Origin of the sequence: Glycomyces sp. NPDC048151 (assembly GCF_043202775.1) — a bacterium.
Lineage (GTDB): Bacteria > Actinomycetota > Actinomycetes > Mycobacteriales > Micromonosporaceae > Glycomyces.
The window spans coordinates 68120-92568 of record NZ_JBIDBB010000005.1; the positions used below are offsets into that span (position 1 = coordinate 68120).

13 protein-coding genes are annotated in these 24449 nt (G+C 70.5%); 7 read left to right on the forward strand and 6 right to left on the reverse strand.

What is annotated here, in order from left to right; genetic code table 11:
- Nucleotides 1-78: 78 nt before the first annotated feature.
- Nucleotides 79-2103, forward strand: coding sequence for a galactosylceramidase (locus ACGGCP_RS13060; protein ID WP_392965264.1), 2025 nt, complete (start codon nucleotides 79-81; stop codon nucleotides 2101-2103).
- A 52-nt stretch (nucleotides 2104-2155) separates the two neighbouring features.
- Here the strand turns inward: ACGGCP_RS13060 and ACGGCP_RS13065 are convergent, their stop codons facing one another.
- The 3 genes from ACGGCP_RS13065 to ACGGCP_RS13075 form a co-directional block, all read right to left on the reverse strand.
- Nucleotides 2156-2443: a hypothetical protein gene (locus ACGGCP_RS13065; protein ID WP_392965267.1), complete on the reverse strand. Its 288-nt coding sequence runs from the start codon at nucleotides 2441-2443 to the stop codon at nucleotides 2156-2158.
- Nucleotides 2444-2596: 153 nt separating this feature from the next.
- Nucleotides 2597-4126 carry an FAD-dependent monooxygenase gene (locus ACGGCP_RS13070; protein WP_392965270.1) on the reverse strand — a complete coding sequence of 510 codons (1530 nt, stop codon included), beginning with the start codon at nucleotides 4124-4126 and terminating at the stop codon, nucleotides 2597-2599.
- A gap of 169 nt (nucleotides 4127-4295) precedes the next feature.
- On the reverse strand, nucleotides 4296-8573 hold the full coding sequence (locus ACGGCP_RS13075; RefSeq protein ID WP_392965273.1) for a putative Ig domain-containing protein: 4278 nt from the start codon (nucleotides 8571-8573) through the stop codon (nucleotides 4296-4298).
- A 213-nt stretch (nucleotides 8574-8786) separates the two neighbouring features.
- Here ACGGCP_RS13075 and ACGGCP_RS13080 point away from each other — a divergent pair, with 213 nt between their 5' ends.
- The 5 genes from ACGGCP_RS13080 (at nucleotide 8787) to ACGGCP_RS13100 (ending at nucleotide 18478) form a co-directional block, all read left to right on the forward strand.
- On the forward strand, nucleotides 8787-10829 hold the full coding sequence (locus ACGGCP_RS13080) for an alpha-galactosidase (protein ID WP_392965276.1): 2043 nt from the start codon (nucleotides 8787-8789) through the stop codon (nucleotides 10827-10829).
- Nucleotides 10830-10856: 27 nt separating this feature from the next.
- The gene (locus ACGGCP_RS13085) at nucleotides 10857-11804 is read left to right on the forward strand and encodes a glycoside hydrolase family 43 protein (RefSeq protein WP_392965279.1); all 948 of its coding nucleotides are present in this window, start codon (nucleotides 10857-10859) and stop codon (nucleotides 11802-11804) included.
- Between the two features lie 40 nt (nucleotides 11805-11844).
- A complete protein-coding gene (locus ACGGCP_RS13090) occupies nucleotides 11845-15231 on the forward strand; it encodes a discoidin domain-containing protein (protein WP_392965281.1) in 3387 nt (1128 codons plus the stop codon).
- Nucleotides 15232-15569: 338 nt separating this feature from the next.
- The gene (locus ACGGCP_RS13095; protein ID WP_392965283.1) at nucleotides 15570-17228 is read left to right on the forward strand and encodes an RICIN domain-containing protein; all 1659 of its coding nucleotides are present in this window, start codon (nucleotides 15570-15572) and stop codon (nucleotides 17226-17228) included.
- A gap of 227 nt (nucleotides 17229-17455) precedes the next feature.
- Nucleotides 17456-18478: a LacI family DNA-binding transcriptional regulator gene (locus tag ACGGCP_RS13100; RefSeq protein ID WP_392965285.1), complete on the forward strand. Its 1023-nt coding sequence runs from the start codon at nucleotides 17456-17458 to the stop codon at nucleotides 18476-18478.
- Between the two features lie 48 nt (nucleotides 18479-18526).
- Here ACGGCP_RS13100 and ACGGCP_RS13105 read toward each other — a convergent pair whose 3' ends face one another.
- The gene (locus ACGGCP_RS13105; protein WP_392965288.1) at nucleotides 18527-19723 is read right to left on the reverse strand and encodes a Gfo/Idh/MocA family protein; all 1197 of its coding nucleotides are present in this window, start codon (nucleotides 19721-19723) and stop codon (nucleotides 18527-18529) included.
- A 108-nt stretch (nucleotides 19724-19831) separates the two neighbouring features.
- Between ACGGCP_RS13105 and ACGGCP_RS13110 the strand changes: the two genes are divergently transcribed.
- Entirely contained in the window at nucleotides 19832-20653 is an 822-nt protein-coding gene (locus tag ACGGCP_RS13110; RefSeq protein WP_392965291.1) for a helix-turn-helix domain-containing protein, read from the forward strand.
- 38 nt (nucleotides 20654-20691) lie between these two features.
- Here ACGGCP_RS13110 and ACGGCP_RS13115 read toward each other — a convergent pair whose 3' ends face one another.
- Both ACGGCP_RS13115 and ACGGCP_RS13120 read right to left on the reverse strand, forming a co-directional pair.
- Nucleotides 20692-21957 carry an alpha-galactosidase gene (locus ACGGCP_RS13115; protein WP_392965293.1) on the reverse strand — a complete coding sequence of 422 codons (1266 nt, stop codon included), beginning with the start codon at nucleotides 21955-21957 and terminating at the stop codon, nucleotides 20692-20694.
- Nucleotides 21958-22039: 82 nt separating this feature from the next.
- A complete protein-coding gene (locus ACGGCP_RS13120) occupies nucleotides 22040-24412 on the reverse strand; it encodes a xyloglucanase (protein WP_392965296.1) in 2373 nt (790 codons plus the stop codon).
- Nucleotides 24413-24449: the final 37 nt, after the last annotated feature.

The following is a 24449-nucleotide window of genomic DNA, read 5'->3' on the forward strand; positions in this document are numbered from 1 at the left end:
GAGCCCATTAGAACGATGATCGTCGATATCACTGCTATTGTCAATGTGCTAAACAAAATCGGAACCCGAGGAGGCGCAGTGGGCGGGAAACAGGTGCAGGTGCTCGAACTCCGGGAGGGGCCCGGCGACCGCCGGTTCGACGGGATCGGGGCGGTCAACGGCGGCGGGGCGACCTCGGCGCTGCTCAAGGACTATCCCGAGCCGCAGCGCGGCCAGATCCTCGACCTGGTGTTCGCGCCGAAGTTCGGGGCCTCGGTGAGCGCGATGCTCGTCGAGGTGCCCGGCGACGGGAACGCGACGCAGGGGTCCATGCCCAGCCACATGCACACCCGGGACGACCTGGGCGCGCACCGCGGCTACACGTGGTGGGTCATGCGGGAGGCGAAGCGGCGCAACCCGGTGCTGAGCCTGGACGCGGTGGCGTGGAGCGCGCCGGGGTGGATCGGCGACGGCGAGTTCTGGTCGCAGGACATGGCCGACTACTACGTCTCGTGGGCGCGGCTGCTGCGCGAGGTGCACGGGTTCGAGCTCGACGCGATCGGCTGCCGCAACGAGAAGGGCGTGAGCCTCGACTTCGCCAAGCGCCTCCGGGCGTCTCTGGACGCGGCCGGGTTCGACTCGGTCCTCTTGCACGCCTTCGACAACTGGCCGGAGGACAAGTTCGACTTCGTCGAGCAGCTGCGCCGCGACCCCGAGGCGGTCGCGGCCGTGGACGTGATCGGCGCGCACGTCATGTACGCCAACGACGTGCACGCCCCGGACGAGGTCCGCGCCTGGGCCGAGACGGCGGGCAAGCCGATCTGGAACACCGAGGACCACGTCTACCGCGACGGGTTCGACTGCCTGATCGGCATCGTCGAGTGCTTCAACGAGAACTACCTGCGCAGCGGCGCGACGAAGACCGTGCTCTGGTACGACGTCGCGGGCGTCTACCCGGTCGAGCCGTACGCGGTGGACCCGGCGATGATCGTTGCGCACGAGCCGTGGAGCGGGCACTACCGGGTGCGGGAGGCGCTGTGGGGCTACGCGCACTACGGCCAGTTCACCGGACTCGGATGGACCTATGTGGACGAGGCCTGCGCGTTCCTGGACGGCGGCGGCAGCGCCGTCGCCCTCCGTTCCCCCGCAGGCGATTTCAGCGTCATCGCCGAGACGAAGGACGCCCGCGCCCCGCAGCGGCTGCGCGTGCTCGTCCCCGGCGGCCTCGCGCAGGGCCCGGTGACCGTGTGGCGCAGCGACGCCGCCGAGCAGTTCCAGCACCTCGGCTTCGCGGACATCGTGGACGGTGCGCTCGAGATCGACCTCGCCCCCGACTCGGTGTACTCGCTGTCGACGACGACCGGCCAGCGCAAGGGCGGCTTCGCCGAGGTCCCGGCCAGCGCGCCGTTCCCGTTCCCCTACCGCGACAGCTTCGACTACGGCGACCCCGAGGCGCGCGGGCACCTGCCGCGGTTCACCGCCGACATCGCCGGGACGTTCGAACTCGTCCCCGCGCAAGGCGGCGGCACGCGCCTGCGGCAGGTCGTGCCCGCCGCGACGCACTCGTGGGCCCCGGACTGGAAGCCGTACACGATCATCGGCGACGCCGACTGGACCGACTACGAGGTCGGCGTCAGCGTCCTCCTCGAACCGGGGGAGCGCGCCGCGCTCATGGGCCGCGTCAACCACGTCGGCACCGGCTACGGCTTCATCCCCAAGTGCTACCTGTTCGAACTCGCCGCCGACGGGAGCTGCCGGCTCGTCTCGGTCAACGGCAAGGAAGACCCCGGCGAACTCGTGGGCGACGCCGAACAGCAGGCGCTCATCACCGCCGCCGACCACAGCGCGGGCGGCGAGCAGCTCATCGCCGAAGCGACGGTCGAGCCCGCCCCGGGGCGGTGGCGGCGCCTGACGCTCAGGTGCTCCGGCGCGCGCATCACCGCCCTCATCGACGGCGAACCGGTCCTCGGGACCGTGCACACCGCCCACGCGGCAGGGATGGTCGGCCTCCTGGCGGGCATCGAACCGTCCTTCAGCACACCGCATTTCGCGGACCTGGTCGTCAAGCCGATCGGCGCCGACGACCCGGAGGCCACGGTCGAGCCGGGCGCCCCGCTGTACTAGGGAGTCGGGCGCTCCCGGCGGGCATGCGAGGACCCGCCGGGAGCGCCCGGTCCTACCATTCCCGGTTGGCGGGGGCGACGCTGAAGTCGCGGTTGTCCAAGTCGTCCTTCAGCTCGACGACGCGGACGAGGTACTCGCGGTCGTCGGCGCCGGTGATCCGCACGCTGTAGTCGCGGTTGTCCACGTCGTCGCCGGTGATCCGCACGCTGGCGTACGGCGGGGTGAACCCGTCGGCCCCGCCGGTGATCCGCACGCTGTCCGCGGCCGCCGGGGACGCGACGAGCAGGATGAGGGCCACCGAGCCCGCGGCCGCCAGGCCGGTTCGCACCCGAATGCTCATCTGACTTTCCTTTCCTCAAGGCCGCCAGGGGTTCCTGCGGCTGACCCCCGATCCTCGCCGAGAACCGGAGCCGGGAGCGGTTTCCGAACGAAACCGAACGCCCCGGCGGACCTGGGGTAGTCGGGCCCCCGCTTCGGCCAGGGCCCCTTCGCGTCAGGGCGCGCCGAACCAGTCGGTGAGGGCCCGCTCCAAGGACGGGACCGCCGTCGCACCGGACTCGTCGACCGTTGCGGCCCAGGCGATGTGGGCGTCGGGGCGGATCAGGAGGGCGTCGGCGGCGCGGTCGGCGGTCGAGGCGGGTACGACGTCGACCCGGTCGGCCCACTTGCCTGCGGCATCGAGGAGGTCGCCGCGGTCGGCGAGGACGAGCAGCACGGACGGCGCGGTGTGCAGGAGGTCGGCGATCCGGATCTCGCCCTGGTCGGTGTGCAGCGGCAGGTCGGGCGTGAACGTTCCCGTGAGCGGGTGCCGTTCCGCGCCGGGGACGGGGTAGCGGACGTCGGCTCCGGCGAGCAGGGCGCCCAGGCGGAGCAGGGCCGGCTCGTCGGCGAGCAGCTCCTGGAAGACCTCGCGGAGCGCTTCGGCCGCGGCGTCGTGCCCGCGCCGCAGCGCCACCTGCGCCTGCGTGTGGAGCATGGTGCGGGCCCCGGCGAGGTGGCGCTCCCCGTGGTAGGTGTCGAGGAGGCCGCTCGGCGCCCAGCCGTGGACCTCGGCGGCGAGCTTCCAGGCCAGGTTCGCCGCGTCGAGCATGCCCGCGTTGATCGCGACACCGGTGGCGGGGAACTGGTGGGCCGCGTCGCCCGCGAGGAAGATCCGCCCGTCCCGGTACCGTTCCGCCTGGCGTGCTTTGAACGTGAACCGCGACAGCCGCGTCGGGCTGTGGACCGGCGGGCGGAACCCGAGGACGCGTTCGACGCTGTCCTGGACCTCGTCGAGCGTCATCGGCACGTCGTCGTCGTACTCGGCGGCCTCGTCCTCGGTGGTGTAGAAGGAGACGGTCCTCGAGTCCGGCGAGGCGGCGAGGCCGAACAGGCCCCGCTCGGTGCGGGTGAACCCGGCGCCGATCGCGCCGAGGCCCGGAAAGTCCACGCCGCCGCCCCCGGTGACCGTCGCCGTGTCGGGGAGGGCGACCTGCGCGAGCCGGTTGACCTCCGGATAGGCGATGCCCGGGAACGGGATCCCGGCCTGTTCGCGGATCGGGCTGCGCGCCCCGTCGGCGCCCACGAGGTAGCGGGCGGTCAGCCGGTACCGCTCGCCGGGACCCTGGACCTCCACGGTCACCGCGTCCTCGTCCTGGGTCACGGCGACCGCCTCGTGCCCGCGGCGGACCTCGACGCCGAGCTCGGCGGCCCGGTCGTCGAGCAGCCCTTCGAGCCGCGCCTGCGGCAGCGGCAGCGCGTGCATCGGCGCGTGCTCGAGCCGGGTCAGGTCGACGTGCACGCCGCCGAAGGGGAACCGGGGCTCGGGGGCCGGACCGGCGGCGGCCTCGAGCCGCTCCATCAGACCCCGGTACCGCAGCAGCTCCAGGATCTGACCGCCGAGACCGCCCGCCTTCGCCGTGTCGCGGCGCTGCGGGTGCTTCTCCAGCAGCAGCGGCCGCACCCCGGCCAGGCGCAGCTCGGCCCCGAGCATCAGCCCGGTCGGCCCGGCCCCGACCACGATCACGTCCCAGTCCTCGTTCAAAGCTCACTCCATCGTTCGTCGCACGCGGACACGCGCCCCTCCAGTCTCACCACCCCCGAAGGGCCGCGGCAACGACGAATCCCGAAGCGCCCGTTCAGCCGGACTGAACGGGAACGCCCGGGCCCCGCGATCGGGGCCCGGGCGACCGGGGTGGCCGGGGTGGCCGGGATCAGGCGTTGGTCAGTCCGGCGACGGCTTCGGCGAGCGCCGAGGCGGCGTCGTCGACCTCCTGCTGGGTGCCGCCCTTGTCGTCCGCGGCCGCTTGGGCGGCGTCGCGGGCGGCGACCAGGGCGGCCCAGGATTCGGGCGTCCAATCGGACTCGTGCAGCGCCGCCGCGTCGTCAAGGCGGACAGTGAGTCCGGACTTGTCGATGACGGCGACGAGGAACTCGAGCTCGGCCACGTTGCAGTAGCCGTTGCCGCCGCTGATGCGCAGCGCCTCGAAGCCGACGGGTTCGGCGAGCGCGACCGTGTTCCAGCCGCGCACCGGCGTTCCCGTGTTGGCGAACGCGGTCCAGGTCGACCCGTCGTCGTTGGAGCCGTCGATGGACATGTCGGTCGCGCGGCTCACCGCGGCGTCCTTCGGGAAGTACCTGACCCCCAGCACCTCGAACGCGGTCCCGTCGGTCGGGAGCACGGTGTTCGTGCACGACTTCGTGGTCGTGTCGGTCCAGGTGCCGGGGTCGCCGTCGAACATGCGCCAGCCGTTGTCGGCCGCATCGAGCCGGCCGTCCCAGCTCACGGTGCTCGCCGCGACCCAGTCCCGGTCGATTTCGGCCGGGGCCTCGGTCACCAAGGGGTCCAAGAGGTTCCAGGCGTCGATGAGCCGCCGCGCGAGCGCTTCCTCATCGGCGCCCTCGTCCTCCGCGGCTTCGCGGACCGCGGCCACCTCCCGGGGGAACAGGATCCGCGAACCCCGCGTGTACTGCTCCAGGTCCACGGCGTCGGCCTGCTCCAGCACAATGTCCAGGTCGCCGCTGATGTCGCCGAAGAGCCTGAACTCCGAGACCGAGACGGCGTACCGGTTGCGCAGCCGCAGGTACCGGTACGGAGTCTCGTCGCCGGACTCCAGGTTCTGCCAGTCGTAGCCGCGGAACGCCGGCGCGGTCAGGTCCGTCCAGTGCTCGAGGTCGTTGGAGCCCTGGAAGACCATGGTGTCGATGAGGCCCGGGTACCTGGTGTCCTGGTTGATCAGGAAGTCGGCGCGGTCGAGCGAGAGCCCGCGGCCCTCCCCGAAGTCCCAGGTGACGTGGTACTCGCCGGTGCTCCCGCTCAGGGCGCCGATGCTGTTCACCTTGCCGTCGAGCATGAGCGCCGCCTGCGCCTCCCGAGTGGCGTCAGGTGCGCCGCTGTCGTCCACGACCTCGGCGAACGTCGCCGGATCGACGATGTCGCGTTCATCGGAGAAGTACACGCGGCTGAAGTCGGTCGTCCCGAGCACCGTCGGCGCGGCGTCGCCGCCGATGCTGTAGTCAATGCTGAACGGCACGTCGCCGACCGGAGTGTCCTCGCCGAGTTCGAGGCTCGCCTTCCACGACAGCCCGTCCTCGCTGACCGCCTCGACCTGGTGGCCGCCGATCTCGACGACCACATCGCCGATCGCCTCGTCGCTCTCGAACGTGAGCTCGGCTGTGTCGCCAGCCGTCACCCGCTCCCGCAGCGCGCCAGGAGAAGTGAAGGACACCGCGTCGACCGCGCCCGGCAGTTCGGTGCGCTCGCCCATGATGTGGAACTCGTCGACGATCCAGATGCCCGGGTACGCCGGGTCGTTCGGCAGCGCGGGCTCGTCGACCTGCAGTTTGAGGAACCGGTACCGCTCCCCGCGGTGCTCCTCGACGACCGGGATGTGCTCCCAGCTGTTGACCTCCGCGGTGGGCCGCTCCGAGAGCAGATCCCACTCGATCCCGTCGTTCGAGCCGTACACGTTGGTGCCGGCCGAGCGCATCGCGAACGCGAACGGCCCCTGGAACGCGAACTCCTCGGCCGCCACCCTGAACCGCGTCCCGAAGTCGAGCACGAACGAGGTGTGCAGGATGTTGCCGGTGTGGTCGGGGCCGACCATCCGGTCCACCTGGACGGCGGTGGCGTCGTGCGGCGTGACCATGCCGCCGGAGATGTCGAGCCCGCCGTCCTCCAAGCGCGGGTTGAGCAGCCGCATCGCCTCGACCGTGTCCCGGAGCGCGCCGAGCGCGGTCAGGAACGCCTCGTCGGCGCCCGATTCGGAGGCCTCCTTGGCCTCGCTCAGCGCCGCGTCGAACTGCTCGGCGCTGGCGGTCTCGTATACGGCGTCGGGGTCGTAGACGTCGGCGAGCAGCGCGTCGATCGTCTTGGGCCGGTTGGCGGCGACGACGAGTTCGAACGTGCGGCTCGCGACGGTCTGGCCGTCGTCGGCGAAGATCCGCACCTCGTGGCGGCCCCGGTCGGCGTCACCGGGCGTCCAGGTGAAATCGCCCGTGGAGGTGTCGAACGAGGCCCCTTCAGGAAGGCCCTCGACGGTGTACGCCACGTTCCCGCCCGTGTCGACCGCCTTGAGGTCGAGCGACCGCTCCATGTTCGCGGCGAGGTAGAGGGTGCCGTCGGTCTGCGGGAACTGCGGCGGCGTCAGGTCCTTCGCGCCGGTCGTGATCACACTGTCCATGTCCACAGTGGTGCCTTCGGCGCCGGTGAGCCGGAAGTAGTTGATCGGGTTGCCCGACATGGGGTAGGCGAAGTACCGCCACTCGCCGCCGGTGTCGGGGAGGTCCTGCGCCGCGAGGGTGCTCTTGGGCGCCTCATCAGGGTTGAGCCCGGAGGGCTCGGGGTTGCGGAGCACTTCCAGATGTGCCGGACCGTCGCTGCGGTACTTCAGGCCGAACACGGCTCCCTGCCCGAACTCCAAGCGGGCCATGGCGCTGGTCGTGCCTTCCTCGGTGAGGTTCGCGCGCGCGAACGTCGCGCCGTCCTCGGTCACGAGCTCGGTCCGGTCGTCGAGCATGAGCCCGGCCTTGTCGAACCGCCAGGCGGGGTCCTCTCGGGGCGGCTCGGGTTCGGTCCCGGCCAGCTCTTCGGGGAACGCCACCCAGTACTCGGGGTTCTTGTCGCCGGGGACCCAGAAGTTCGCCGTCGTCGAGGAGCCGCGCGTGTAGATCGGGCCGTCCATGCGGGACGCCAGGCGGGCCAGCCACGGCGCTTCGGCCTCGACGTCGACGCCGCGCTCGATCTTGTACTCGTAGTACAGCTCCGCGACCGAGACCGTGTTGAAGATGCGGCCGCGATACGACTGCGAGACGGTGCCGAACCAGTCTTCGCCGCGCTCGTCGACCCAGGGCATCCAGCCGCCCTGCATGTACTTGTAGAACTGCTCGGCGCCCTGCAGGAGGCGCTGGTCGAGGAAGTCGTAGGGGGAGACGGCGTCGTCGGCGGTCGAGACGGTCCCCTCGACCGGGTCCACCTTGGTGCCCTGCAGTTCCAGCATCCGCGCCAGGCCGGCGAAATTGTCGATGTTGCACTCGCCGTGGGCCTGGTCGCGGCCCATCTCGCGGACCTGCACGAAGTCGTACCCGTACGGGTTGATCGGGTCGTCAGCCTCGATCAGCGGCATCTGCTCGGCCATCGAGCCGTTGTCGTAGGCGGTGTCGCCCTCGTTGACGGTGAACCACTCCACGCCCTTGGCGTAGCCCGCGGCGTCGTCGGAGTAGATCGCGGTCGCGATCCGTCCGAACAGGCCGAAGTTGTGCTGGTTCATCCAGTGCTTGTTCGAGGCCAGGAACGTCTCCAGGACGGGGTTCGCGAAGTTGCCGAGCAGGCGCTCGTCGTCGGCCGCGCTCCAGACCACGTCGTACCCGTCGTGCTGCCCGGGGGTCTCGTCGGGGACCGGCTCGGTGGCGCGGATGATCTCAGCGGCCATGAGGAACTGGTAGAGCGGGTGCCCGGTGTGGATGTGCGCGTCGGGGAAGTACGTGTAGCCGTCCGGGTCCATGTCGGCCCACGTGCGCAGCGCCTGGATCGCGTTCTTGCGGTAGACCTCGTCGCCGGTGTTGACCCACATGAGGGACTGCGTGAGCGCGCCGAAGGAGTCGTTGGTCTCGCGGCCGCGCATCCCGGCGTTGTCGAAGATCCTGGTCCGCGCCTTGTCGGGCTCGGCCGCCGACACGGAGTTCGAGGCCCGCCAGGTCGTCGAGGCGAAGCCCGTCTTGGTCATGGCGTCGAAATAGGACGCCCACGGCTCCTGGCCCGAACGGACCATCTCCTGTGTCGTTCGCAGGTCCTCGGCGGAGAGGCCGATGCCGGGGTGGACGAATCCGGCGTCGCTCACCGTCTCGTTGACCGCGACCACGTGGTCGGTGACGAGTCCGGGTGGTTCGGCGGCCTGGGCGGGCGAGGACGCCGTCACCATGCCCGCCGCGAGCGCCAATACGGCGGCCGCGGCCGACAGGCGCGGCCGTCCTCTGCGTTCGATCCGCTTCATTGCGGGGGGTTCCTTCCGTAGATCCGGTGCGGGCCTAGGGGGACCAGGGAGTCGGCTCGCATCGTGAGATCAGGATATCGTTATCCTTGGATCGATGCTAATTATGTCAGGAGCAGGAATCAATACCTCGATATCGTTTTCCTGAGAACGCGTGCCACGGCAGGCGTCCGCCTCGCCCGGACGCGACCGTGACGACTCGAACTGGAGCGACACATGCACCCCGACCACGACACCGTCATCGAGTGGACCCGCCCCGGACTGCACCTGCGGTTCGACACCGGCCTCGAAGCGGACGACCGACCGGTCCGGCTCGTCCACTGGGCCACCGGACCCGACGCGCCCTCCGTCGCCGCGCCCTCGCCGATCGTCGACTTCAGCACCGCGGGCGAACGCCGCGCCCGCCACAACCAGAGCCTCCTGCTCTGGGGCGCGGGCCTGCGCCTGCGCTACACCGGCCACGAGACCGACGGCGGCGAACTGCGCATCGCCCAGCGCGACCCCGAACTCGGACTCGAAGTCCACAGTGTCTTCCGGGCCGCCGGTCCGGGACTCCAGATCCGCCACACCGTCCGCAACGCGACCGACGACGCGATCGTGCTCCTCAACATCAGCTCAGCCCTCGTGGCCGTCCCCGAAGGCGGCCACGACCTGCTCTGGGGCGAGAGCGAATGGCTCGCCGAAGGGCGCTGGCGACAGCGCCCTGTCGCGGAACTCCTGCCGGACGTCAACCCCGGGATCCACCACCGGCAGCACCGCGGCAGCATCGCGTTCACCAGCCACGGGTCCTTCTCCAGCGGCGCCTACCTGCCGACCGGGGTCCTCCTCACCGAAGGCGGGCCGTCGATCGCATGGCAGCCCGAGACGAGCGCGGGCTGGCACTGGGAGGCGACGCAGCACGAGGGCACGGTGACCGTCGGCGTGTGGGGCCCGACCGACCTGTACCACCAGTTCGCCGCGCGCTTGGAGCCCGGCGCGTCGTTCGCGACCGCGCCCGCGGGCTGCTGCATCACGGACGGGGGCCGCGACCAGGCGTTCGCCGCGCTCGCCGACTACCGGCGGGCGATCCGCGAGACGCGCCCGGTCGATGCGCGGCTTCCCTTGGTCTACAACGACTTCATGAACACGCTCATGGCGGGCCCGTCGACGGAGAAGGAGCTGCCGCTCATCGAGGCGGCGGCCGAGGCGGGCGCGGAGTACTTCTGCGTCGACGCGGGCTGGTACGGCACCGGCGACTGGTGGAACGACGCGGGGGACTGGTTCGAAGCCCCCGGACGGTTCGCGGGCGGCCTGATCGCGGTCATCGAGGCGATCCGCGCCAAGGGGATGCGACCGGGGATCTGGCTCGAACCCGAAGCGGTGGGCGCGAATGCGGCGGCGAGCCGGGACCTGCCGGAGGGCGCGTTCTTCCAGCGGCACGGCAAGCGCGTCTTCGAGACCGGCCACTACCAGCTCGACCTGCGCCATCCCGCGGCCCGCGCCCACCTGGACGAGGCCGTGGACCGGCTCGTGGCCGAGTTCGGGTTCGAGTTCTTCAAGCTCGACTACAACGTGAACTCGGGCGTGGGCACCGATGTGGACGCCGTCGCGCCGGGTGCGGGCCTGCTGGGGCACACCAGGGCCTTCCGGGAGTGGCTGCTCGCCGCCCAGGCCCGCCACCCCGAGGTGCTGTTCGAGAACTGCGCGTCCGGCGGGATGCGCATGGACTACCACCTGCTGTCGGTGGCGCACCTGCAGTCCACGAGCGACCAGCAGGACTTCCGCCGGTACGCCGCGATCGCCGCCGCCGCGCCCGCGAGCGTCCTGCCCGAGCAGGCCGGGAACTGGGCCTACCCGGCGGCGTCGATGTCACTGGAGGAGACGGCGTTCGCGATGACGGCGGGCGTCATGGGCCGCCTCTACCTCTCGGGGTTCCTCGGCGGCCTCGGCGCCGAGCGTTTCGCGCTCGTGCGCGAAGCCGTCACGCTGCACAAGGACTGGCGGCAGCGCATCGCCCGGTCGCACCCGTCGTGGCCGCTCGGCCTGCCCGGCTGGGACGACGAGGTGCTGGCGCTGCAGCTGGATGCCGGGGACGAGTCGCTGCTGGCGGTCTGGTCCCGCGGCGAGGCCGCCGAAGTCGCGCTACCGGGCCTGCGCGGGCGGGCCTTCGAACAGGTCTACCCGACCGCCCTGCCGGAGTGGAAGGTCCGCGCCGTGGACGGTGTGCCCGTCCTCGACGTCCAGGCCGGACCCGCCGCCCGGATCTACGCGGCGCGCTAGCGCCGACCATCGACACCAAGGAGCATCATGACCACCGACTTCGCCGGTTACCTCTACGTGCACTTCAAGCGGGAGTCCGCCGACGGCGAGCAGATCCACTTCGCCCTGAGCGACGGGAACGACCCGCTGCACTTCGACGACCTCAACAACGGCCAGCCGGTCCTGTTCTCGACGCTGGGGGAGTGCGGGGTCCGCGACCCGCACATCGTCCGCTCCCCGGAAGGCGACCGCTTCTTCATGGTCGCCACCGACCTGCGCGTCTTCGCCGTGAACGACTGGGCGCTGACCCAGCGCTGGGGCAGCCGCTCCATCATGGTGTGGGAGTCGAGCGACCTCGTCGACTGGGGCGAAGGGCGCCTGGTCGAGGTCGCCCCGCCCGAGGCGGGCAACACCTGGGCCCCCGAGTCCGTATGGGACCCGGAGCAGGACGCCTACCTCGTCCACTGGTCCTCCACTGTGTACGACGACGCCGCCCACGAAGGCGAGAGCTACAACCGGATCATGTACGCCACCACGCGCGACTTCCGCGAATTCTCGCCCGCGCGCACCTGGATCGACCGCGGCTGGCACACCATCGACGCCACCGTCATCGACCACGACGGCGTCTACTACCGCTTCCTCAAGGACGAGCGCGCACGCGGCGGCCAAGCGCCGCTCGGCAAGTCGATCTTCTCCGAGACCGCCGCGTCGCTCACCGCCGCCGAGTGGGCGCCGCTGGCCGAGGGCATCGGCCTCGGCGCGATCAAGCAGGGCGAAGGCCCCCTGGTCTACAAGTCGAACACCGAGGACAAGTGGTTCCTCTGGATCGACGAGTTCACCGCCGAACGCCGCTACGTGCCCTTCGAGACCACCGACCTCGCCAGCGGCGAATGGACCCCCTCCACGGACTTCCGACTCCCGCAAGACCCCTGCCACGGCGTCGTCCTCCCCGTCACCGCCGAAGAGCACGAACGGCTGAGCAAAGCCTGGTCCTGACCGCCTACCCAGCAACGACTCTCAACCGGAGGTACCGCTCATGCATCCCCCTGCGACCGCCGCACGCGGGCGCGCCGCCGCGCTCATAGCGGCGGTACTGCTCGCGATCGGGCTCGTCCAGCTCGTCCCCGCCGCCGAGCCCGCGCAAGCCGCCACCACCTGCGAAGTCCAGTTCGATTCCACTACCAGCGAAGCCGGGTTCAGCCACCCCGGCATCGGGCTCACCGAGCCGATCCTCGAGAACGTCCGCACCCAGCTCACAGCCGGAGCCGAACCGTGGGCCTCCGGTTACCAAGCGCTGCTGAAGTCGAGCGCCGCGGGCGAGGGCGTCAAACCCTCCAACGCCGGAGCCGACCCGACCAAGCCCCGCACGACCGCCTTCAACGCGGGCACGAGGGGCATGTTCGAGGCCGACGGCCTGAAGGCCTACACCCAGGCGATCCTGCACGTCCTCACCGGGAAGCAGGTGTACCGCAGCAACGCCCTGGCGATCATCCGCAACTGGGCCCAGATGGACCCGACGAAGTTCGAGTACTACACCGACTCCCACATCCACAACGGCATGCCGCTCTTCCGCATGGCCGGAGCCGCCGAACTCCTGCGCTACACCAGCTGCGGCGAGGACCCGGCGCTCGTCCTGACCGACGAGGAGGCCCGGGCCTTCGGCGAGAACCTGATCCGGCCCGCGATCGCGACGTTCATGTCCTCCCCGGACCACTTCATGAACCAGCACAACTACCCGCTCCTGGGCTCCATGGCCGGGTCGATCTTCATGGACGACGCGGACCTGTACGCCCAGAAGGTCGAGTGGTTCACCGTCAACGAGACCGCCCAGGACGAGGGCTTCAACGGCTCCATCGCCCGCCTCGCCCGCTGGGTCGACACGGACGACAAGACCGGCGAGCCCATCGCCGACCCCCACGTCCAGCTCGTCGAGATGGGCCGCGACCAGGCCCACGGCGGCGGCAACCTGACGAACTACGCGGCCCTGTCCCGCATGATGATGGCGCAGGGGACCGAAGTGGACCCCGTCGACGGCACCGTCTCGACCGCCGGGAACGCGGTGGGGCCCTACGAGTTCCTCGACGACCGGATCATCAAGGCCGCCGACTACTTCTGGCAGTTCATGTCCGGACGCGACCCCGAATGGACCCCGGTGGGCTACGCGATCTCGCCCGACGGCACGATCCGCGACACCTACGACCACATCGCCGACGGCTACCGCGGCCGGTACGCGACCGCGAGCTTCTGGGAGATGTACTACTACTACGAGTACCAGCGCGGTGAGGACGTCGAGACGATCGCCCCGTTCTTCGCCGAGGCCTACGCCAAGCGCCCCACGCCCGTCCAGATCGGCTGGGACGGCCGCGACGGCGGCGGCGACTCGTGGATGTTCGCGCCCGCCGAGGCCGCGGGCCAGACCGCCCAGGCGCCGAACGCCGACCCCGACATCCTGGAGATCGAGCAGCGCTACACGCACCTCGCCGGCGACGTCCAGGAAGGCGACGGCTTCGTCAGCATGGCGGGAGGGTCGAAGATCTCCTACATCAGCGGCGCCAACAACAAGCCCCAGCAGGGCTTCCTCGTCCGCACCGAAGGCCCGGCCGTGATCCACCTGGGCGGCGTCAGCCACGACGACACCGTCAGGCGCGACACCTCCGTGACCGTGCCAGACACCGGCGGCGAATGGCGGTACGTCACGGTCACCCGGGGCATGGGCGACATCCTGTTCATCGAGACCGAGGGCGCTGCGGTCGACATCGACCACATCAACACCAACGCCCAGGCCGAACTGCACGGCCCGGTCTTCCCCGAGGACGCCCCCGGCCGGGTCGTCGGCTGGGAGGGCGCCCGACAGACGCTCGAACTCGCCGCCACCGGCGACGGCATCGCCTACAGCGCCACCGGACTCCCCGACGGCGCCGCGATCGACGCCGCGACCGGGCGGCTCACCTGGACCGGCGAGGATTCGGGCACGGTCACCGTCGCCGCCGACGACGGCACGAGCGTCGCCGCGCGCACGGTCGTCCTCGACGCCGCCGCCGACCGCGAAGGCGCACTGGCCCTCGCCGAGGAGGACTACGAGCCCGATGACGGTTACGAGTCCGCGACTGAAGCCGCCTTCACCGCCGCCCGCGGCGCGGCCGAAGCGAAGCTCGAGGACGGTACCGACACCGAGTACGCGAGCGCCTTGGCGGACCTGGTCGCCGCTGGCGACGGCCTGCGCCTCGTGAACCCGAAGTCCGCTGTCGACGGCAGCCTGGACTACGCGAACCTCCTGCACGCCTCGACCGCGAAGGAGCGCACCGCGCTCCTGATCGACGGCGACAACCAGACCGGCACCGCCTACCCGCAGGCCGTCGACATGTCCCACACGTTCGACTTCGGCCCGGACTTCCGCGTCTCGGCACGGGAGTTCGGCTTCCAGAGCAACATCTTCGCCGACCGGCTCGCCAACTCGGCCGTGTACGGCTCGAACGACGGCGTCGACTGGACCCGGCTCACCCCGGGGGTCACGGAGTTCACGCAGGACTTCAACACCCTCGAAGTGTCGCCGGAACTGCGGGACGACCGGTTCCGGTACATCAAGGTCCAGATGATCGAGCAGCTGCCGGACGTCCTGTACGGGATCATCCGCGGCGTCTTCGAGATGACCGAGTTCCACATCTACGGCGAGCGCCACGAGATCGGCAACCAGATCGCGAAGGCGGTGGTCGCCTCCGACGACGCCGTGGCCGGGAAGGTCGCCGTCGGCGACACCGTGAACGTCGCCGTCACCACGAGGCAGCCGGTCGACTCGGTCACGGTGAACGTGATGGGGATCGAAGCGGCCGCCGCCTCCGACGACGGCGTCGAATGGCTCGCACCGGTCGTCCTCGACGGGGTCGAACCGGGTTCGGTCACGCTCTCGGTCGCCTACACCGACGGCGGCGAGGCCGGACCGACCCTCTACGGCCCCACCGAAGGCGCGGGGCTGTTCGTCGGCGGGAACGGCGACCGGCTGATCGACGTCGCGAACCTCGCCACCGTCACCGCCTCCTCGGGCGGGTGGCCGAACAACGTGCCCGGTCCCGACGAGATCGGATACCTGCTGTTCGACGGCGACGCCGACACCGCCGGCGACCTGAACACCGGCACGGGCTCGTACTACACAGTGGACTTCGGCGAGGCGGCGGTGCGCCTCGACGAGGTGTACCTGCTGCCCCGCCTGTGCTGTCCGTCGCGATCCGACGGCACGATCGTCCTGGGCTCCGACGACAACCAGACGTGGACCACGCTCACCGAGCCGCTGACCGGCACCAAGCCGGGTGTCTGGCAGGGCCGCGCGGTCACCGACGACACGGCCTACCGCTGGTTCAGGATCTACAACCCGAACCGCTGGCACGGCAACCTCGGCGAGGTCCAGTTCTTCGGGGAACTCGCTTAACCGACCGTCTCGGGCCGCCCGCCCCGCAGCGCACTGGAGCGCTGCGGGGCGGTGCGGTTTTCGGGCCCGCAGCGGTTATGCGGAGTCCTTGGCAGGCCTGAGGGATAACGATTTCTAAGACAGTGCCCGACGTCGATCATGTCGCGATTGCCATTCGCTGGACAGGACGGGCTCGATGCCTGTTCTCAGTGGATGTCGACCACATTCGGCCTCGAATCGGTGTCATTAGATATTGACATACATGGATGATAACCTTATCTTCAGTCCAAGGGGATAACGTTATCCGATCTCGGCTCGCGCCCCCTCCGCCCCTCGCCAACGACAGCCGAAGGAGCACCATGACCGACAACCGCACCGGCAGCGCCCGGTTCAAACGGCGCAACCTCCTCAGGGGCGCGGTCGCCGCCACCGCCCTGGCCGCCGCCGGGACCGGCGGCCTCGCCGTCGCCAGAGCCCAGCAGCAGGAGGTCGGCGCGCAAGCGCTCGCCCACCCCGGGATGCTTCACCTCCAAGCCGACTTCGACCGCATGAGGTCCAAGGTCGACGCGGGCGCCCAACCCTGGAAGCAGGGCTGGGACAGACTCGTCGCCAACGGCCACTCGGCGAGCACCTGGACGCCCCAGCCCGTGGCGGAGATCGTCCGCGGCAACACCGACAAGCCCCAGAACTACTGGCTGCTCTACAACGACGCGCACGCCGCCTACCAGAACGCCCTGCGCTGGCGCATCAGCGGCGACACCGCCCACCGCGACGCGGCCGTCCGCATCTGCAACGCCTGGTCGGAGACGCTCAAGTCGATCTACTGGCCGCCCTCGGACTCCCGCCTCGCCTCGGGGATCTACGGCTACCAGTTCGCCAACGCGGGAGAGCTCGTCCGCGACGCGCCCGGGTTCGAACTGGGCCGGTTCCAGCAGATGATGACCACGGTCTTCTACGAACTCAACGCCGACTTCCTGGTGCGGCACAACAACACCTGCGACACCCACTATTGGGCGAACTGGGACCTGTGCAACATGGCCTCGATGCTCGCCATCGGCATCCTCTGCGACGACCAGGCCAAGATCGACACGGCCGTCGACTACTTCCACAACGGCGCGGGCGCCGGGTCGATCACCAACGCGATCCCGTTCCTCCACGGCGACCTCGCCCAATGGCAGGAGTCGGGCCGCGACCAAGCCCACTCCATCATGGGCATCGGCCTCATGAGCACGTTCATGGAGATGGCCTGGAGCCAGGGCCTCGACCTCTACTCCGCGCGCGACGACGCCTTCGCCAAGGCCGCCGAGTACGTCGCCCGCTACAACCTCGGCTACGACGTGCCGTTCACGACCTACCGCAACTGCGACGGCGTCGAGCACACCGTCGTCTCCGAAGGCGCGCGCGGCCAGATCCGGCCGGTGTGGGAACTCGTCTACAACCACTACAGCGTCCGGCGCGGCATGCGCATGCCCCACGTCGCGCGCATGGCCGCGCTCGCCCGCCCCGAAGGCGGCGGGGGCGACTACGGCGGCAACTCCGGCGGATTCGACGCGCTCGGCTGGGGCACGCTCGCCCACATGCGCTCCACCCCGGCGGTCGTCTCCGGCGGCACCTACCACCTGATGTGCGAGCGATCCGGGAAGCTCCTGGAGAACGGCCGGTCCGCGGTCGACGGGAAGCCCGTGATCCAGTGGGGTGAGAACGGCGGCGTCCAGCAGCGGTGGAAGATCATCGACGTCGGCGGCGGCCACCACAAGCTCGTCTGCGAGCACTCGGGCAAGGCCCTCGACAACGGCAACTCGACCGCCGAGGGCGCGCAGGTCAAGCAGTGGACCGACAACGGCACGGCCCCGCAGCGGTGGAAGATCACCGACGTCGGCGGCGGCGCCGTCAAGCTCACCTGCGAACGCTCCGGCATGGTCCTCGACAACGGCAACAAGGAGGTCGACGGCGAGCCCGCGATCCAGTGGACCGACAAGGGCGCCGTGACGCAGCGTTGGCGCCTGATCCGCGTCTGACCGAGACGCCAAGGGGCCGAGCGCGACAGTGCTCGGCCCCTTGGCGGTCCGGTCTGGGCGTCGGAAGCCCCGGCCGGCGCTGCCAGTCTCCGAGAGAAGGTTATCAAGGTGTTCGATACGCGGCGGCTCTCCATCGACTTCAGCTTGCATCTCGACTTGGGATAACGATTATCCTGGCAGCACCTCCCGGGCGCGGATCGCGAAGAACGTCTCGTATCCTCAATGGCATGGCCTCCCCGAAGTCGTACCGCGCCCCTGTCCTCGCCGATGTAGCGAAGGCGGCGGGTGTCTCGGTCCCGACCGTCTCCCGCGTGCTCAACGGCACCAAGAACGTCGCCCCAGAGCTGGTCGCGCGGGTCAACGCGGCGGTGAAGGCGCTCGGGTACCGGCCCAACAGCGCCGCCCGCTCCCTGCGGATGAGCCAGTCGAACCTCATCTCGATCATCGCGGAGGCCACGACCTCGAGCTACGGCTACGCGAACACGCTGCGCGGCGTCGAGATGGCCGCGCAGCAGGCGGGCATGTCCGTGTCGATAACCATCCTCTCGTCCGACGACGACGACGCGGTGGCGCGGGCGGTCGACCTCGCCTTGTCGCAGCCCATCGGCGGCGCGATCGTCCTGGAGTTCCGGGCCGCGGGCATGAAGGTCTCGAAGGCGCTGCCCGAGTCCCTGCCGGTCGTCGGGGCCGGGGGCGCTTCGGAGCGCACCGACGGCTCGCTGGCGGCGCTCATCGACGAAGCGGCGGGCGGGCGCCAGGTCACGGAGTACCTGCTGCGGCAAGGGCACCGCACGGTGCACCACATCGCCGGGCCCACCGGCGGCAAGACCTCGGGCCGCACCGAGGGCTGGCGGAACGCGCTGCTCGACGCCGGGGCCGAGGTCCCCACCGTGATGCACTCCGAGTGGGACGCCCCGTCCGGCTACCGCTGGGGCGAGCGGATCGCCGGTCGCGACGACGTGACCGCCGTGTTCTGCGGCAACGACGAGATCGCCTTGGGCGTCATGCGGGCCTTGGCCGACCGCGGCGTCGACGTCCCCCGCGACGTCTCCGTCGCCGGTTTCGACGGCCAGCCGCTCGTCTCGCTCTGGCGCCCTTCGCTGACGACGGTCGAACAGGACTTCGAGGATCTGGGAGCGCGCGCATTCGACCTGCTCTCGCAGCAGCTCCAGGGCAAGACCGGCCTGACGTCCTCAGTGGTCAAGCCCCAGCTCGTGGTCCGCGAGTCGACCGCGCCGCCGCGCGGCTGACACGCCGAACGCCCGGAGTCGCCTCCGGGCGTTCGCGGTCGTGACGGGCTACTGCGGCGCGTCGCCGAAGTCGTCGATGCGGAGGCGTTCGCCGCCGCGCAGGGCGGACTCGTGGGCCATGACGCCGGGGAGCGTGTACCGGGCGGCGACCCAGGCGTTCACGCTCGGGAGGGTCTGCTCGTTGACGGCGGTCACGAAGTCGTTGACGAGCAGGTGGTGGCTTCCCATGTGCCCGTTGCCGAGTCCCTTGAACTCGACCGGGAGCGCGGAGGTGTCGTGCACGGGCGCGTGCCCGGAGATGAACGAGTCGTGCAGCGCCGGGTCGACGTTGGCGAGGACCGGGTCGTCGGCGCCGGACGCCCAGCCGGGTTTCAGCAGTTCGGTGACGTCCTGCAGGTCCTCGGACTTCTTGTGCCAGTAGCTGGAGCGGGAGCCCTGCTCGAGGATGCCCTCCGTGCCGTAGAAGACGAAGCGGGACTCGGGGATCCAGTGGGCCAGGCCGATACGGCGGAACTCGTTGGTGCGGAAGCTCCCTCCGTCGGCGGTCTCGAACAGCGCGGTGGCGTTGGAGAAGTCGTTGTCGAACATGCTCACGGCCTTGTCGAAGACGCCGTCGCCGAGGCGGTCGGGCACGCCGATGGCGCTCACGCTGACGGCGTGCGTGTTCCAGGCGCCGAGGACCCCGCCGACGGCGTGGGTCGGGTACTTCATGGGCGGGAAGCTGGCGGTCCGCTTCCAGTCGGCGCCGCCGCTGTACTGGTACGCGGCGTAGAAGCCGTGGTCCATGTCGTGCAGGTAGTCGCCCTCGGCGTAGAACAGGCGCCCGAACGCGCCGTCGGCGGCCTTCTGCCGGGCGAGCACGGTGGCGGGGTGGTACTGGCTGGTCTCGCCCATCATGTAGGTGAGGCCGGTCTCCTTGACCGCGTCGATGATCGCGCCGATCTCGTCCACTGTGAACGCCATCGGGACGGCGGAGTAGACGTGCTTGCCCGCGCGGAGCGCCTTGACGACGAGCGGGCCGTGGGTCCAACGCTGGGTGAAGATCGCCACCGCATCCACATCGGAGGCGAGCATCGCGTCGAAGTCGTCCTCCGCGCCTGCCAGGCCGAGTTCGGCGACGAGGGTCGCGGCGCGGTCGGCGACGAGGTCGGTGACGGTGACGCGGGAGACGCCGGGGTGGGCGTCGAACAGCTTCGCGAAGCCGCCGGCGAACTGCCCGGCCCCGACGATACCGATAGCGAACAAGGGAGGCTCCTTCGTTGCGGATGCATGGCCGAACGGCCGGTGCCGGTCGCCGTCACGACCGTATTAGTTTTGATCCGGGAAGTCTTCATCGATACGAGCGGGTGTTTCTTGGATACTCAGATAGCCATCCACCCTTCGGAACTGGTCGGGTGGGCCGGGCGGCCCATCCTCATGGACACCGCCCACCAGCACGACGACCTGGAGATCAACTTCGTCGCCGAGGGCGGCACGATGCTCTACCTCTTCGGCGGCGAGCCCGTCGAGATCGCGCCCGGGTCGGTCGCGGCCTTCTGGGCGGCGGTGCCGCACCAGCTCGTCGCCAACACCGTGACCAGGGCGCACTGGGTGCACGTCCCGTTCGCGACCTTCCTGGGCTGGGGGCTCCCCGCCGCGCTCGTCGGCCGGCTGCTGTCGGGCAAGCCGCTCATCGCCCCGCCCTCGGCCGCGATGCCCTCGGACCCCGCGAACTTCACGCAGTGGGCCGCCGACCTGGCGGGCGGGCAGCCCGAGCGCCGCCGCATCCTGCTCCTGGAAGTCGAGGCGCGCGTGCGCCGCCTCGCCCTGGACGCGCCGGGGGAGCCCTCGCCCCCGTACACCGGCGGCGACCCGGCGCTGCGCCACGTCGTCGCCATGGTGCGCCACCTCGCCGAGCACTTCCGCGAGCCGCTGACCGTCGCCGAGGTCGCCGCCGCCGCGAACCTCCACCCCAACTACGCGATGGCCCACTTCCGCAAGGTCGTGCGCACGACGATCTGGGACTACCTCCTCGGATGCCGCCTCGCCGAGGGCCGCCGCCTGCTCATCACGACCGACCTGCCGATCGCCGACGTCGCCGCCGAATCCGGATTCAGCTCGGTCAGCCGCTTCTACGCCGCGTTCAAAGCCGAATGCGGCCTCCCGCCCGCCGCGTACCGCAGGCGGCACCGGTGACGCGAAGGCGGGCCGAGGCATCCGCCCCGACCCGCCCGCTATCGTTCGTTCGCTAACGCCCCCAGGCGAAGCAGTGCGGCACCGTGGGGGGCGAGCGCGACCCCGAGGTCGTCGGCGGGGTCCAGATCAGTGCGGCTCCAGCAGTCGCGGATCCGCTCGGGACGGTCGACACCCAGTGTGGCCCAAGGAAGCCGCACGTTCACGGCCCGGTCCCCGCGGTTGAAGACCGCCGCGAACGCGCCGTCCTCCGAGACCCACGCGACGAGCTCCTTCTCGCGCCACCGCTCGACCGCGCCGACGGGATGGCGGACGGCGGCGAGGACTTCGGGGTTGGTGAGCAGCTCGATCGTCTCCTTGCTGGAACTCGGCAGGTCCGCGCCGACCATGAGCGGCGAGCGGGCGACGCACCACAGCGTGAGCATGGTCCGCTGCTCGTCCGCGGTCAGCAGGCTGTCGCGCGGCTCGCCGACCTCGGCGCGCAGACCCATGCGGCCCAACGGAAGCATGTCCGCGTCGGGCCAGTGGCCGGGCCCGGAGTGCGACGCCCAGTCGCGGAGCAGGTCGAACTGGGCGTCGACGTCCCGCCAGCGGTCCCACAGGTCGCCGGAGACGCGCCACATGTGCGAGTGCGCCTTGAGGTGCTCGGCGTGCTCGATCGAGAGCCCCACGCCCGGCGAGAGGCTGAAGACGATGTCGCGCCCGGAGCGGTCGATCGCGCGCTTGAACGCCTCGATCTCGTCGTCCCAGTACGGGCCGATCATGTCGTCGGCCTTGACGAAGTCCACGCCCCACTCCGCGAACTGGCGGACCAGCGCGTCGTAGTAGGCCTGGCCGCCGGGGTGCGAGTGGTCGATGCCCCAGTTGTCGTCGTTCCACGCGCAGGGGCGGTCCTTGTCGGCGATCTGCGCGGCCGTGTAGTCCGTGCCCTTGACCGGCAGGTCGGCGGCGACGGCCTGGCGCGGGACGCCGCGCAGGATGTGGACGCCGAACTTCAATCCGAGCGAGTGGACGTAGTCCGCGAGGGGTTTGAACCCGGCGCCGTCGGCGGCGGACGGGAAGCGGTTCGGGGCGGGCTGGGGGAGGCCGTACTCGTCCAAGACCAGTTCGGCCCCGGGGTTGTAGCCGCCCGCGCGGGCCTTCGGCTCGTACCACTGGATGTCGACGACCACGTACTCCCAGCCGTGCTCGGCCATGTGCTCGGCGATGAACGCCGCGTTCGCGCGGGTCTCGGCCTCGGTCACCGAGCCGCCGAACACGTCCCATGAGTTCCAGCCCATCGGCGGGGTGGCGGCGAGAGGGTTCACGATGGTGCTCTCCTTGCGTACAGGGAAAATCGGAGCGGGTACCGAAGCGCCGCCCCGCGTGGTGCGGGGCGGCGCTTCGCTGCTAGGCGGCGATGTCGCCGTAGATGATGCCACGGCCGTTGGTCGTCAGGTACACGCGGCCGTAGATCTGCGGGTCGCCGGTGATCGCGGAGCCGGAGTAGGCCCACTGGTGCTCGTCGTCGTTGATGCGGCGCCAGCGGACGCCGCCGTCGGTCGAGCGGTAGATCGCGGCCTTGCCGTCCTTCAGCGCCGACGTGTAGATCGTCGGATAGCCGTTCTTCTTGGGGGCCTTGCCGAAGCCGACCGAGTCAGCGGTCTCGAACGCCTTGATCCGCTTCCAGGTCGTGCCGCCGTCCTTGGACTGCCACATGCCGCCCGGAATACCTTCCTTGTCGTCCCCGCGCCCGGCGAGCCAGACGTGGTTCTTGCGGCCCGGGACGGCCCGGAAGTCCTCGACGGCCCCGGAGGGCAGGCCCGTCGCGCCCGTGTCGGCGAAGGTCTTGCCGCCGTCGGCGCTGCGGTAGAACTTCCCGCCAGAGAACGCGTACAAGACCGAGGCCGTGACGCGGTCGGAGCGGATCTTCGCGCCGACCGGGAGCCCCTCCACCGGGACCCACGTCTCGCCCAGGTCCGTGCTGTAGACCGGGGCCACCTGGTTCCCGCCCGGCGTCCACAGGATCACGGCCCCGTCGGCGGTGACCGCGACGGAGCCGCCGTTGCCGTCGCCCGGCACGCCCTCGACACGCGCGGCGTTCTTCCAGGTCTTGCCCCGATCGGTCGAGACGCCGACGTGCCCCTTCTCGTTGCCGTGCACGTTGCCCGTGCCGACGACGATGTCCGGCTTCGACTGCGCGAAGTCGACGCTGGTGCCGGTCGACCAGCCGGTGTCGATCATCGGCTCGGCCCGGCCGAGGTCGGTGTGCACGAACCCGCCGACATCGCCGACGGCCGAGACGAGGGTCCCGCCGATCGCGGCGAGGTCGAGGACCGCGCACTCCTCCACGCCTTCGGCGCGGACGCCGACGGTGAACTTCTCGACCGGCAGCGGCACGCGCTGGCCGTCCTCCTCGCCGATGAGCTCGCCCTGCGAGTCCCATCGGGTCAGTTCCTCAGTGCCCCAGATGGTCGCGCCGGTGCCCCACATGACGCGGCCCGAGTCGTGCGGGTCGATCGCGAGCGCGTCGATCATCCAGCCGTGCTTGACCGCGTACGCGGGCCCGGAGTCCTCGCCGTTCCACGACAGCCACGGACTGCCGGACTTGTCCATGTCGAACCGGTCGTGGCGGTCCTGGCCTTCGGCGTAGTCCCAGCTGAGCGACCAGGTCGCGCCGGAGTCGGTGGAGCGGTAGAGGATTTCGTCGGGCCACCAGTTGTTCCGCGTGGCCGCCATGAGAGTGCCGGGGTTCTGGCGGTCGACGGTGATCCCGCCGAAGCCGGGGATCACCCCGCGGGGGTTGTACGTGGGGGTGACGTCGGTCCACTCGCCGGTCTGGGTCGCGAGCCGCACGATCTTGCCGCCGTCGCCGGAGGCGGGCGCGCCGTTGTACGGGCCGGGGTCGTAGCCGGTCACCATGTACAGGTAGCCGTTGGTGTCGTCCACAGCGGACTGCTGGGGGAAGGTGCGGTTGCCGTCGGCCGAGCCGAGGATCTCGGCCGCGCCGGGGACGGGCTGCCAGGTCTGGCCGCCGTCCTCGGAGACGTACAGCGGATCGGCCGGGTCGGCCACGCCCACATAGATCTTGCCGCCGATCTGGTCGAAGTCGATCCAGACGACGCCCTGGTTGTCGGCCTGGGTGGGGTTGTTCGGGTCGATGACGAAGTCGCCGGGGTTCGGGAACTCCTCGACCTTCGCCCACGTCCGGCCGTAGTCCTTGGAACGCCACAGGCCGTTGCCGGAGGGCGTGCCCAGGTAGACCTCGGCGTTGTCGGCGGGGTTCACCGCGAGGCGCTCGCCCATGCCGCGGCCGGGCATGTTGCCGCCCTGCTTGAACGGCAGCTCGGCGACGCCCCAGGACTCGCCCTTGTCGTCGGAGTAGAGGACCGCGCCGTTGTTGGGGTCCCAGTCGATCGTGTAGGTGCCGACGGCGGCGTAGACGCGGTTCGTGTCCACCGGGTCGGTGGCCATCGAGACCACGCCCGAGTAGCCCCACTTGTCGCGCCCGACCCAGTCGAGCAGCGGCTTCCAGGTGCGGGTGTCCTCCTGCCAGCGGTAGCAGCCGCCGATGTCGGTGCGCGCGTAGATCAGGTCCGCCTCGGTCTCGTTGAAGACGATCCCGGGGACGAAGCCGCCGCCGTTGATGACGGCGTTCTTCCAGGTGTAGGCGTCGCCGCCCTGCCGGTCGCGCTCTTCGGCTCCGGCGATGAGGGGGACGGACAGGGCGCCTGCCCCGACCACGGCCGCGCCTGCGGTGGCGGCGAATGTGCGTCGTCGCACGTGCTTCTCCTTGCGTTGATTGGGGGAATCTGCGTCA